The organism is Desulfovibrio sp. JC022, from assembly GCF_010470665.1.
GTDB lineage: Bacteria > Desulfobacterota > Desulfovibrionia > Desulfovibrionales > Desulfovibrionaceae > Maridesulfovibrio.
Window position 1 is genome coordinate 256,500 of sequence record NZ_VOPZ01000004.1, and the last position, 12,663, is coordinate 269,162.

A 12,663-nucleotide genomic window follows, 5' to 3' on the forward strand; every position below is an offset into this window, starting at 1 on the left:
AGTTTTGGGATTCTTAAACCCTTTTCCCAAAAGGGTTTAATGCCCCCGGCAGGGCCGCCGGAGGCATTCTTCTACGCCTGCTCGGGGCGAAGTGCAATAGCGGCCAGCGGCGGCAGGGTCAATTCCAGATAATAGGGAAACGCGCCCAGATCCCCGGCTTTGCGGGCATTGACCTTACCTACATTGCCCATATTTGAACCGCCATAAAGCTCAGAATCAGAATTAAAAATTTCTTCCCATTTTCCATCTTGCGGACAACCGAGACAATATCCGCTGCGAACAACCGGGGTAAAGTTGAATACCCAAAGTACCGGACTCTCCCCTTCACTCTTACGCAGAAAACTTATGGTAGAAGATTTATAGTCATTAAAATCAACCCACTCGAAACCGGACCAATCGGTATCATGTTTGTACATAGCCGGGTTCTCATGCATAACCCGGTTAAGATCGATTACCGTGTTGCGCAAACCCTGATGGGAAGGAAAGCCGAGCAAAGTCCAATCCAATTCCTGACGGCAATTCCACTCATTCCACTGCCCGAACTCACAACCCATAAAAAGCAAATTCTTGCCCGGATGCGCCCATTGATAAGAAAAAAGCAACCGCAGATTAGCCATCTGCTGCCACATGTCACCGGGCATTTTGGAAAGCAACGCGCCTTTTCCATGCACCACTTCATCATGAGAAAGGGGCAGGAAAAAATTCTCACTGAAAGCATAAACCATGGAGAAGGTCAGCTTATTGTGGTGAAACGAACGATGAATGGGACTCTTTTCTATATAATCAAGAGTGTCGTTCATCCAGCCCATGTTCCACTTAAAGGTAAAACCAAGCCCACCGGTGTAAACCGGGCGGGACACGCCGGGCCACGAAGTGGACTCCTCAGCAATCATCATGGCACCGGGGAATTGTTCATGAACAACAGTGTTGAGCTTCTTGAGCAGCTCAATAGCCTCGATATTCTCGTTGCTGCCATGCTCGTTGGGAATCCACTCCCCTTCACGACGCGAATAATCGAGATACAGCATAGAAGCCACCGCATCTATGCGCAGCCCGTCAATATGAAATTCCTTGAGCCAGTAAAGGGCATTAGCCAGCAGAAAGTTGCAGACCTCGTGCCGCCCGAAATTGAAAATATAAGTTCCCCAGTCCGGATGCTCTCCTTTGCGGGCATCGGCATGCTCGTAGAGAGCAGTGCCGTCAAAACGGCCCAGCCCCCAATCATCCTTGGGAAAATGCCCCGGAACCCAATCGAGGATGACCCCCAGTCCGGCCTGATGGCACTGATCTATGAAATAGCGAAGATCATCGGGACTGCCGTGCCGTGAAGTTGGCGAATAATAATGGGTAGTCTGATAGCCCCAGGATTCATCAAGGGGATGCTCGGCAATGGGCATCAACTCGATGTGGGTGAACCCCATATCCTTGGCGTAAGGAATCAGTTCTTCCACAAGCTGACGGTAGGTCCGGTAATCCCAGCCTTCCCTGCGCCATGAACCAAGATGAACTTCATAAACGGAAACAGGTTTATCCAGCGGCAATCCGGCTTTGCGACGCTCAGCCATCCACTCTTCATCCTGCCATTCGTAATTATCAAGGCCCCATGTGACCGCCGCATGCCCGGGACGCATCTCGGTGCGAAAAGCAAGAGGATCGGTTTTGGTGACTTCATGTCCGTCACTCTGGACTACATGGTATTTGTACATCTGTCCGGGCTTCACGCCGGGAATAAAACCAGCCCAGATACCGGAGACACCCACGGGCATGAGCGTGTTGCCCCGGTTATCCCAGCCGTTAAAATCCCCGGTAACAAAAACTTCACGGGCATTGGGTGCCCAAACGGCAAAACGGTAGCCTTCCTGACCTTCTTGAAGATCAAAATGCGCTCCGAGAATCCGATATAAATCCCAATGTTCACCTTTGCCGAACAGGAAAAGATCAAAAGGGGCAATGTAAACAGGTAAAGTTTCTGGCATCAGGGCTTAATCCTCTGGCTTGCTGGAATTTTCCATAAATTCAACAGCCGGTATAAATTTTTGAATCCAACGGGGTGCAGCCCTACAATCTGGAACCAAGCTCACGGTACAATTTTATATACTCAGCAGCCGAGCGGTCCCACGTGAATTCTTTAAGCATGGCCCGCTTAACCATCTTCTCCCACTCTTCACGGTCATGCCACGCATCCACAGCCTGAATAACTGCGTCATAAAATAAATCCGCATCTGTTTTTTCAAAGGTAAAACCTGTGGCATCCGCTGCCGGGTAGGGGGTAATTGTATCGCGCAGACCGCCCACAGCAGTAGCAACCGGGGGTGTGCCGAACCGCAAGGCATAAATCTGGGTCAGCCCGCATGGTTCATAGCGCGAAGGCATGAGAAAAATATCCGACCCGGCCTGAATTCCGTGAGCCAGATCTTCGGTGTAGCCCACTTGAACACAGAATCGTCCGGGATACTCCTCCATAAACTCCAGCAAACGCGCTTCGTAACCGAGATCTCCCTCACCGAGCACAATCACACCAACATCTTTCTTCATCAGCCTCGGCAGGATGTCAATGAGCAGGTCGATACCCTTCTGGTTCCGCAAGCGGCCGATAAAACCGAGCACCGGTTTATCCTCCAACTGATCGGACATATAAAAATCACGCAGCATGCTGCGCTTACATTCCTGTTTGCCGCTGATATCCTCGGCACTGTAACAGCAGGGCAGAAACTTATCATTGCAGGGGTCCCAGATAGAATAATCCGCCCCGTTAAGGATGCCGTAAAGTTTATGAGTCTGACTGTTCAAAAATCCTTCCAGACCGCAACCGAATTCAGGCCCCAGAATCTCTTCAGCATAAGAGGGACTGACTGTGGTAACCGCGTCACTATAGGCAATGCTGGCCTTGAGCATATTCAAATCACCATAAAACTCAGCCCCATGCATGGACCATGCTTCAGCGGGCAGACCGGACTCATGAAAAAGTCTCTCTGAAAAACGGCCCTGAAAAGCAAGGTTATGAATGGTCGTCACTGTTTTGGTTTTCTTCCAGAAGGAATCCGTTTCCCGCTCAAAATGAAGGTAAGGCGGCACCAGCGCGGACTGCCAATCATGAGAATGAATCACCGCCGGGGGCGAAGGAAGCATACGCGCCCACTTAAGTACGGCCTTGCAGAAAAAAATGAACCGCTCACAATTATCGAAATAATCGCCATAATGGGTATTGTAGTAATGACGGCGATCAAAAAATTCACCACGGGACACAAAATAAACGGAAATCCCATCATAATCGGTCTGATAGATTTCCGCTGTGGTGGACGGCCATGGATAGCCGACATGCAGGTCGGAATAGACCAGCCGCAGCTTATGTCCGTCAAGATTCATACGTCCGTAGAACGGAGTAATGACTGCTGTCCTGACTCCCTTGGCGTGGATAGCCGGAGGCAGAGCCCCCATAACATCACCCAGCCCCCCGGTCTTGGAAAAGGGATACATTTCAGATGTAACATAAAGAACGTCGTGCACTGCTCAAACTCCCCCCAATTTTCAGCTTGTTATTCTTTACTGCCCACGGCAGCATGATCCTGCAAGCGGATCAATTTTGAAGAAAAATCGCTAAGAATGTCCCTATGATCGAAAACAAGATCAGGCAGACTGTCCAATTTGAAAAAACACGCCCTTCCGGCATCATCCCCGGCCTGCAAAGCGGAAACATCGCTGGTCACCGCGCTGTAGGTAACGCTGATGGTATGCTGGCGGTCATCTCGGCAGGGCATGGAATAAACCCCGACTAATCCGGTCAGAACCACCTCAAGCCCGGTTTCCTCTTTTGCCTCACGCACGGCAGCATGCTCAAGGGTTTCCCCGTAATCGACAAAACCTCCGGGCAAAGCCCAGCCCAAAGGAGTATTGTTGCGCTCAATAAGCACAACTCCAAGGGTAGGGTCGTAAATTACAACATCAACAGTGGGAACAGGATTGCGGTAATGAACAACATCTTTTCCGCAATGGGGACACGGTTTTGATCCGAGCATGAAAAACAGCCTTTCTTTGATCTACTGCAAATATATTAACTTTTACACATAGGTTACAACTGACAATCAGTTCCTATAAATAACGCGAATGGAATTTCATTACAAGGGAATCTGCATTTTTTTCTAAAAGTCCACCTTTGTAACACAGTCCGCTTGAGTTCAAAATATTTAACCACCCTGCGCCCGGTCCCTTCGTTCAGACAATCCCCCTTCTATCAAGCTGTTTACCCGGTTCTGCGGCCCCCTTAACACTGGAGCAAAATTATATTTTATCCCGTAACAATGAAAAAGGCCCCGTCGGTCATTTCCGACGGGGCCCGTTTCAGCATTTTTTTCAGCAAAAGTCTGAAGGTAATCTCTATCTAGCAACCGCTGTGCCAAAATCAAAAACGACCAAAAAACACAGCCAAACGCCTATAATTACTAACTTTAATAAACACAAACAGATCATCTCAAAAACAGCAATTCAGTACAATATTTTTTACCTGACAAACAAATACCGGATGAAACAGGCATCGGGGGTAAAATATTTTTTACCGGATTTGCGGCCCAGCAAGAACATATTTTTTATCCAGCATGCTCCGCTATAAATTCCCCCACTTCATAAACTCAGTACGTATAATTTTCCCTCCACAATGAAAAAGGCCCCGTCGGTCATTTCCGACGGGGCCCGTTTCAGCATTTTTTTCAGCAAAAGTCTGAAGGTAATCTCTATCTAGCAACCGCTGTGCCAAAGTTAAAAACAACCAGAAAAACACACTTAAGCATAAGTAATTACTGACTTTAAGAAACATAAACAGTCCATCTTAAAAACAGCAATTCAGTACAATATTTTTTACCTGACAAACAAATACCGGATGAAACAGGCATCGGGGGTAAAATATTTTTTACCGGATTTGCGGCCCAGCAAGAACATATTTTTTTATCCAGCATGCTCCGCTACAAATCCTCCCACTTCATAAACTCAGTACGTATGATTTTCCCTCCACAATGAAAAAGGCCCCGTCGGTCATTTCCGACGGGGCCCGTTTCAGCATTTTTTTCAGCAAAAGTCTGAAGGTAATCTCTATCTAGCAACCGCTGTGCCAAAGTCAAAAACAACCATAAAAACACACTTAAGCATAAGTAATTACTGACTTTAAGAAACATAAACAGTCCATCTTAAAAACAGCAATTCAGTACAATATTTTTTACCTGACAAACAAATACCGGATGAAACAGGCATCGGGGGTAAAATATTTTTTACCGCACAAATAAAAAAGACCTGTCCTTAATACTAAAGACAGGTCCGAAAAATCTATTTCAAAAAGAATATTAATCCGCAATCACAAATCCGGCACGAATCAACTGCTCGCGAGTAACCACTCCATCACGGTAGACCTTCACCCGGTTACCTTCAAGCGGTTCCACAACAGTTGAAGGTTCGCCTCCTTTGGGGCCGGGATCTGGATTATAGACGCCTTCCACCATTATGGTCAGCTCTTCATCCAGCTCTGCGGCAATGCCGGTTCCCGGTTTGCCGCTCATGTTGGCACTGGTGGCTACAAGCGGAGTGTGGGCTTTAAGGCACAGCTCAGCAGCACACGCATGCTCGGTCCAACGTACGGAAGTATAGCCCCTTGAATCCTTAACAGCGGAAGGAAGCTCCTCCCGCGCTTTAACCAGAATGGAAAGAGGTCCGGGCCAGAACTTGTTGGTAAGCTTGAGCAGTTCAGGGGAAACAGATTCAGTAACAAGGTCAAGCTGGTCAATACTACCGATAATAAGCGGTAAAGGCTTGGACACCGGACGCCCTTTGATACGGGCAACACGATTCGCAGCCCTTTCGTCCATGGCATCCGCACCAATGGCAAAAAGGGTTTCTGTGGGATAAACTAAAACCCCGCCAGTCCTTATTATATTTACAGCTTCCTGTTCACTCATACCTGTTTAACTCCAAAAACACATTACGGCATACGGAGCGACTATTAATACCAGCTTTATGCCTTATGTCCAGCATCTTTTACTATGTCAGAAATATCATTATTAACTAACTACAATAAACACTACAGAAGCAGCATGACTTTAGCACCCATTTATCATATTAAAAGACACAGCTCGCACGTGAACAAATGGAGATGACAAATGGTTGCTGCCACACACAATTTTGGAACTGAAAAAGTAGAGACCTTTCTTACAGCAGTTAAAGACACCGTCCCTCTCTGGGTTATGGGAACTGAAGAATTTTCCCACCAGAACGGACTTATAAATGTTTTTCAACATCTTTCATCTGCTAATCAACAGTTTGAGGAAGCCAGCTCCGGGCTGGCCCTGCTGGCGTGGCAGCAAAATCCTCTTGACCGGGCTGCGGCTATACGCTGTATGAGCTTGAACGATTCTTCGTGCCCGCCGGCACTGATCAGCATTTTGCAAACCCTGATAAATTCCCCGGCATCGGACATCCCACTTCAGGATCTGGACAATCTGCTTCAGGCCGGAGACCAAGCCCTCATTATCCGCCATCTCTTCCCCCTGCTGCGGGGGCCGGACGGTCTGAGTTGGCTGACCCATGCATGGGATACCCTGCTACGCATGGGCAATGCAGAGTTGCCCCGTACCGCCCTTGATCTGGTTAATTGGAATGACAATTTAATCCAACTTAAACAGAGACTTAAAACACAGTACAACTTTTTATACGGCTCACCAGAAGAAACCTTTAAAGACCTTGAAGGTCTGGACCATAACATCTGGTCATTGTGGCAGAATTACATGCGTAGTGAACTGCTGCTCCGCTCCGGGCAGACAGAAGAAGGCACGGATCTACTGGCTGGACTCTGGAAAAATAACATTTGGAACCTGAACTGGGGCCAGAAGCTTCACGGATTGCTCAATCCCATTGAAACATCTAATGCCCTCAACCGTTCAGATGAAGTCGCCATTCTGCTCTATTCTTGGAACAACGGGCAGTTGATCGAGAACACGCTTAAAAATGTTGCGGCATCAAATATCGGCAATGCGCGGATATTCGCCCTGAACAACGGTTCTGATGACAGCACCGGACAGGTTATAAATGAAGCGCAATATCTTTTTAAAAAAGGACATTATAAACCTATCCACCTGCAAGTGAATGTAGGAGCCCCGGCGGCCCGCAACTGGCTGCTTGCCGAACCGGAAGTGCGCAAAGCCAAATGGGCTGTATTTCTGGATGATGATGTGGAACTGGAACCGAACTGGCTGGAAGAACTGCTGGCGACAGCACAGGCGTATAACAATCCCGGAGCTGTGGGATGCAGAATAACCTCCACAGGGACACCCCGCTCATTGCAATCTGCGGATTACCACCTTTTCCCTCCGGGAAACGGCACTTCGCAAATTGAAGGACTGACCGAACATCTCATGGTCTTTGACAGCTGCCGCAACGGCTTTGACTACGGACAATTTTCCTACACCCGCCCGGCAATGCACGTTTCCGGCTGCTGCCACATGCTGAATATGGAGGCGATCCACCAATGCGGTGATTTTGACGTGCGTTTCAACCCCACCCAGTTCGATGACCTTGAACGGGATCTTCGCGCAACCCTTGGCGGATATGAGCATGTTTACGCCGGACAATTACGCATCGGGCACATCCAGCACTCAAGCCTTGCCAAAGCGAGTAATGTACGCTCCATGGCTCAGGTTTTCGGTAACAAGATAAAATTGGAAAGCAAATACAGCGAGCACGACCTAAGCGTCCTTTTCGGAAAAGACATGGCCATGCTCTGGCAGGATGTAGACCGCAAATGGAAAAAGCTTGCAGAGGTCCTATCCCCAGATAGCTGAGAAAGTGCCAGATGTAAGGCGCAAAAAAAGGACCGGAGCGAAACGTATACAAACATACGTGAGCTTCGGGATTTTTTGCGCGCCCTCAAGGGTAAGGTCTTGTAAGCTCGGGAACTCGCTAACAATTCACTTTACGCAGCAGATGGTGCTTTATCGGCTATCTGGCGAGCCATTCAGCGGTAAGCTTTTCCATCTCTTCGGGAGAAAAAGACGGATTGTCGTACATTCCTTTTGCGAATCGCTGAGAAAATCCGTGATACAGGATCAAAGCTGCGGCAACGGAAACGTTGAAGCTCTGGATCATGCCCTGCATGGGGATGTACACTTCATCGGGAACCAATTCTGCCAGTTCCGGCGCGGTTCCGCTGTGTTCATTGCTCAAAATAACCGCTGAAGGGGTGCTGAAATCAAAATCCATAAGCGGCTTTGCAGTCTCGGAAAAACCGGTTCTAACAACCTGATATCCCTGCTCACGCAGCCCTCCGACCATCTTTACCGGATCGGTATGTTTGGTACGCTCAACCCACTTCTTACCTGAAGCTGAAGATTTTTTTGCAAGTTCAGGCCATTGTGATACAGTATAATACAAATGTATGCCGTAGATGCCGAAAGCATCGCAGCTTCTAAGGATGGCCGAAACATTGTGGGGGTCCCAGACATTATCCACAATCAGGGTAAAATCTTTCTGGCGTTTGGCCAGAACTTCCCGGACTCTTGCTTCTCTTTGGGGTGTTCTCTGTCTTTCCATGGCGTACTGGGTACCCAACCTTTTGCAAGTTTGCAAGGGGCGGGACCAAAACAGCTTACAACGCAGCATAAAGCAGATTATTTAGAACGACATTAGATTGATTTAAAAAAGATGATATGTAATGATTTCAGAGGATATATATTTTCACGGAGGCTTTAATGCGTGCGCTGATAGCAGAGGATGAGTTTGTAGGAAGAAAGCTGCTTTCAACCTTTCTGGCTCCACTTTTCGTGATTGATGTCGCGGTAAACGGAAGAGAAGCGGTTGAGGCATACAAACTGGCTTTTGATGAAGGTGATCCATACAGCTTAATTCTTATGGACATCATGATGCCAGAACAGGATGGACTATCCGCCCTTGAAGAGATCAGAAACTATGAAAAAGAAAAAGGAATGATCAACCACTGTAAGGTGGTCATGACCACAGCACTTGACGATCCAAAAACAGTCATCCGGTCTTTCCATGATGTTGAAGCCTCAGCATTCATCGTCAAACCGGTAAACAGGGACAAACTTTACGAAGAGCTCGAAAAAATCGGGCTCATGAACAAATAATCTTTCCGGCTGATGGAGCATCTGCAAAATGAGTGAAGACGATTCCCTTGTTGAAGAATTTTTCTCCGAAGTAAACGACAAGTACTACCCGCAGGTACTTGAAGGAATCGACCTCCTTGATGAACAACGCATTGAGGAAGGCATTGAGGTACTCTCGCGCCCGCTGCACACCATTAAAGGGGTTACCGGATTCATGTCCGGGTTTGAGCCGGCTTCCACCTTTACCCACAAAGTGGAAGATTTTTTGAAAAAAATGCAAGCCGGAGAGGTTGAGGCAGACCTTATGCAGATTGCTCTGGCGATTGAGTCCGTCAACACGATCTTCATGCTTATCGAACAGCTTCGGGAATCCGGCAGTTTTGATCAAGAACTCACTGACGACATTGAGGCCAGGCTCTGCGGGGAAGGGCAAAAAACCGGAACCGCGGATGAATCCGGTATAAATCCCATCGAAGTTGAAACACTACCTGATGCACAGATATTTAACATTAAAGTCAACAGGCTCTACAGTTCCGAACAGCTAAAGCAGGTGGAAGAAAACCTGCAATCTGTAAACGGAACAAACAAACTCCTTTTTGATTTCGGAATCACTTTGTCCGCAGGATCTGCGTTTTTTGAACTGATCGCTTCCTATTCCGATAATTTCGAAATAGGCATCACCGGCATGAACAGCCACTGTACAAGCACTTTTTTTTCATGGGGCTTCCAACGCTATCTGACTGTTTTTGACAGCAGGGAAAGCTTTCTGAACAACAGCGGAGTTTGAGGATAATGAAGGACAGTATTTCCAGTTGCATAAGCCAGATTCAAGAATCAATCATCGGCCTTGAGCACGGAGCCGGTGATATTAATGATATTTTGAACGCACTGGGACTTGATAACGCCCAGATGAGGTCGGCCCAGATCATCGCCCTCATGGATATGCTGGCTGACGGCATTACCCCCATAACCCCGGACCTTATCACCTCCCTGCTTGATATTGCCGAAGCTCAAAAAAAATTCTTCTATTGCATCGGGGGACTGCTTGATCAAGGTGGGGCTCCGGTTGATTCAAGAAAAGAAGACGCTTCCGCATGCGGCATAAAAGACCAAGAGATAATTGCCACAGCACCCGATAAATATGAACAGGAAATGATGGCCGAGATGATGGCCATGACTGGGGAAACTCCCGACGAAGAAGAGGGCTGGGAAAAAGTGGATGCACAGCCTGAAACTCCGCCAGTTACAACAGAAGAAAAACAACAGAAACAGACAGACAAATCCGCAGACAAAATTGAATCTGAACCGGTTGCCGCAGCCGCAAAACAAATTCCAGATGAAGAAAAGAGCACAAAAGTCCAACCTGCTCCCGCTAAAAAAAAGGATGCGCAGGCTATCTCATCCATTCGCGTTTCCACCCAGCAGCTTGATTCCCTCATCGAATTGGTGGGTAAGCTGATGGTCACCTATGCGGTCATCGCCCAAACCAAGGCGGACAATATTTCCAAAATTTCATCCAGCCTTTCCGAGTTGGATAAAGTCATCCGCAACCTGCAATCGGAAGTGGATGAAATCAGGATGGTTCCGCTAAAGCAGATTTTCATGCCCATGCACAGGCTGGTTAAATCAACCTCCCAGAAGCTTAATAAACGCATCAAGTTCACCATCACCGGAGAAGAACTGGCACTGGATAAAACCATTGTGGAGTGTCTTAACGAACCGCTGGTCCACCTGCTGCGCAACGCTCTTGACCACGGAGTTGAAACCACCGAAGACCGCCAGATGTGCGGCAAAGACGAAGTCGGCAAAGTTGACCTGAAAGCCTACCGTCAGGGCGAATTCGCCTACATAGAAATTATCGACGACGGCAAGGGACTTGATGCCGATATCCTGCTCAACAAAGCCCTTGAACGGGGTCTCGCCGATCCGGAAAAAGAATACACCAAAGAAGAAATTTACGAATTCATCCTGCAATCCGGCTTTTCAACAGCCAGTGCAGTCACTGATATTTCCGGACGCGGAGTAGGTATGGACGCAGTTGTTGCCGCCATCCAAAATACACTTGACGGAAAAGTATCCATTACCAGTGAACTGGGCAAAGGCTCGACTTTCACCATCAGCATCCCTTTGAGCCGCTCGGTAAACGAAGGAATTGTGGATGCCCTGATCACCTCTGTCGGCCCGGAAACCTTCATCTTCCCCAGCCGGGAAGTACTTGAAGTGTACGAACCGGTGGAAAAAGAATTCACAGACCTTCCCGATGGCCGGGAAACCGTATCAGTTCGCGGCAAAGTCCACTCCCTGATCCGTATGCACAAAGTCTTTGACCTCCCGGACCCCACAGCCGAAGTTATTCCCAAAGTCATCATGGTGAAATTGGGCGAGACGGTTGTCGCCATTCTCGTTGACGAAGTCCTGCGCCAGCAGAAAGCAGTGGTCACCGGATTTACCCTGCCGGTAAATTCCATCTATAAACTTCCCATCCTCGGCTTCGGAATGATGGGCGAACACGACGCCCTTGTGGTGGATACGGAAACGTTGATTGCCGCACACATGGAAGGGGAAGCCTAAAAAAATTCAGTATCATCGCGCAATTTCACCCTGTAGGAAAAACTTTTCTCTATGGGCTTTGTCTGCTATGCATGCGTGTTCACGAAACAGACAATTAACAGCGCAGGAAATACCAGATGAAAAAAGCCATCCTTTTTGCAGCACATGGATCAAAAAACAGGGCCGCAAGTTCGGCACTGGGCAATATTTTGAAGATGGCAAAAGAAGCTCACCCGGACATCCCGGTCTATAGTGCCTTTACTTCCGGACACGTACTCAAAAAACTACGTGAACAAGGCCAAAAGCTGCCCTCCGTGAAACAAAATCTTGAGAATCTGGCTGAAGAAGGATTCACTCATGTGGTCGTTCAGTCCCTGCATGTTATCCCCGGCTCGGAATTCACCAATATCAGCAGACTGCTGGACCGGGTCGACAAGGGCGAAATTGAATTTGAAAAAGCAGTACTTGGTGAACCGCTGCTGACAAATGATCAGGAAATAGATGAAATTTCCGATATCATCCTGAGCCTGATAAAAGAACGCGACCCGCAGAATGAGGCTTTGATCCTTGTGGCCCACGGTTCCAAATATTCCGAGAGCGGTAATTCCATCTATGATAGATTTAAAGACGTACTGGAAGCAAAAGATCAAAATGCCTACCTCGGCAAACTCAACTCCGAAGACGGCATTGAAAAAATCAGCGATAGTATCAAGGAATCCGGGGTTAAAAAAGCCTATTTGCTTCCCCTGCTTTTCGGAGCCGGAAACCATGTAAAAAAGGACATGGCCGGAGAACACGATGGATCATGGATGAATGTTGTGGCCTCACGCGGCATTGAACCGATCCCGGTTGTGCAGGGAGTCGGGGAATTCGATATTTTCGCCCAACGTTGGATGGACAAACTTGAAAAAGCCATCAGCCTGCTTGAATCATAATTTGAAATTTTGAAAACAGGCTCCACGCCACCACAATTTATTACCTGTCCCCAAAAATTTCCCACTTGATTGTACTCCGC

General features: G+C 47.9%; 10 protein-coding genes. 5 read left to right on the plus strand and 5 right to left on the minus strand.

Annotation, left to right across the window (positions count from 1 at the left end; genetic code table 11):
• Window positions 1-71: 71 nt before the first annotated feature.
• The 4 genes from glgB to FMS18_RS08210 all read right to left on the minus strand — a co-directional run bounded on the left by glgB (window position 72) and on the right by FMS18_RS08210 (window position 5,939).
• A complete protein-coding gene (gene glgB, locus FMS18_RS08195; RefSeq protein ID WP_163293302.1) occupies window positions 72-1,976 on the minus strand; it encodes a 1,4-alpha-glucan branching protein GlgB in 1,905 nt (634 codons plus the stop codon).
• A gap of 82 nt (window positions 1,977-2,058) precedes the next feature.
• Window positions 2,059-3,507 (minus strand): glycogen synthase GlgA, encoded by a 1,449-nt coding sequence (gene glgA / locus FMS18_RS08200; protein WP_163293304.1) that lies wholly within the window; start codon window positions 3,505-3,507, stop codon window positions 2,059-2,061.
• Between the two features lie 29 nt (window positions 3,508-3,536).
• Entirely contained in the window at window positions 3,537-4,016 is a 480-nt protein-coding gene (locus tag FMS18_RS08205) for an NUDIX hydrolase (RefSeq protein WP_163293306.1), read from the minus strand.
• Window positions 4,017-5,330: 1,314 nt separating this feature from the next.
• On the minus strand, window positions 5,331-5,939 hold the full coding sequence (locus FMS18_RS08210) for an L-threonylcarbamoyladenylate synthase (protein WP_163293308.1): 609 nt from the start codon (window positions 5,937-5,939) through the stop codon (window positions 5,331-5,333).
• Window positions 5,940-6,140: 201 nt separating this feature from the next.
• On the opposite strand from FMS18_RS08210, the gene FMS18_RS08215 reads away from it, so the two are divergent.
• Window positions 6,141-7,817 carry a glycosyltransferase family 2 protein gene (locus FMS18_RS08215; protein WP_163293310.1) on the plus strand — a complete coding sequence of 559 codons (1,677 nt, stop codon included), beginning with the start codon at window positions 6,141-6,143 and terminating at the stop codon, window positions 7,815-7,817.
• A 157-nt stretch (window positions 7,818-7,974) separates the two neighbouring features.
• Here the strand turns inward: FMS18_RS08215 and FMS18_RS08220 are convergent, their stop codons facing one another.
• Window positions 7,975-8,565, minus strand: a complete 591-nt coding sequence (locus FMS18_RS08220) for an RNA methyltransferase (protein WP_163293312.1) — start codon at window positions 8,563-8,565, stop codon at window positions 7,975-7,977.
• 158 nt (window positions 8,566-8,723) lie between these two features.
• Here FMS18_RS08220 and FMS18_RS08225 point away from each other — a divergent pair, with 158 nt between their 5' ends.
• From FMS18_RS08225 to FMS18_RS08240, 4 genes are all read left to right on the plus strand, one after another.
• The gene (locus tag FMS18_RS08225) at window positions 8,724-9,119 is read left to right on the plus strand and encodes a response regulator (RefSeq protein WP_163293314.1); all 396 of its coding nucleotides are present in this window, start codon (window positions 8,724-8,726) and stop codon (window positions 9,117-9,119) included.
• Window positions 9,120-9,147: 28 nt separating this feature from the next.
• Complete coding sequence (locus FMS18_RS08230) at window positions 9,148-9,885, plus strand: Hpt domain-containing protein (RefSeq protein WP_163293316.1); 738 nt, start codon at window positions 9,148-9,150, stop codon at window positions 9,883-9,885.
• A gap of 5 nt (window positions 9,886-9,890) precedes the next feature.
• The gene (locus tag FMS18_RS08235; RefSeq protein ID WP_163293318.1) at window positions 9,891-11,669 is read left to right on the plus strand and encodes a chemotaxis protein CheA; all 1,779 of its coding nucleotides are present in this window, start codon (window positions 9,891-9,893) and stop codon (window positions 11,667-11,669) included.
• Window positions 11,670-11,785: 116 nt separating this feature from the next.
• Window positions 11,786-12,583, plus strand: a complete 798-nt coding sequence (locus tag FMS18_RS08240) for a sirohydrochlorin cobaltochelatase (protein ID WP_163293320.1) — start codon at window positions 11,786-11,788, stop codon at window positions 12,581-12,583.
• Window positions 12,584-12,663: the final 80 nt, after the last annotated feature.

Excerpts from the sequence above, each read along its gene's own strand:
- FMS18_RS08220 (WP_163293312.1), bottom strand. The coding sequence starts at position 8,565 with ATGGAAAGACAGAGAACACCCCAAAGAGAAGCAAGAGTCCGGGAAGTT.
- FMS18_RS08230 (WP_163293316.1), top strand. The coding sequence starts at position 9,148 with ATGAGTGAAGACGATTCCCTTGTTGAAGAATTTTTCTCCGAAGTAAAC.
- FMS18_RS08210 (WP_163293308.1), bottom strand. The coding sequence starts at position 5,939 with ATGAGTGAACAGGAAGCTGTAAATATAATAAGGACTGGCGGGGTTTTA.
- FMS18_RS08225 (WP_163293314.1), top strand. The coding sequence starts at position 8,724 with ATGCGTGCGCTGATAGCAGAGGATGAGTTTGTAGGAAGAAAGCTGCTT.
- FMS18_RS08215 (WP_163293310.1), top strand. The coding sequence starts at position 6,141 with ATGGTTGCTGCCACACACAATTTTGGAACTGAAAAAGTAGAGACCTTT.
- FMS18_RS08205 (WP_163293306.1), bottom strand. The coding sequence starts at position 4,016 with ATGCTCGGATCAAAACCGTGTCCCCATTGCGGAAAAGATGTTGTTCAT.
- glgB (WP_163293302.1), bottom strand. The coding sequence starts at position 1,976 with ATGCCAGAAACTTTACCTGTTTACATTGCCCCTTTTGATCTTTTCCTG.
- FMS18_RS08235 (WP_163293318.1), top strand. The coding sequence starts at position 9,891 with ATGAAGGACAGTATTTCCAGTTGCATAAGCCAGATTCAAGAATCAATC.
- FMS18_RS08240 (WP_163293320.1), top strand. The coding sequence starts at position 11,786 with ATGAAAAAAGCCATCCTTTTTGCAGCACATGGATCAAAAAACAGGGCC.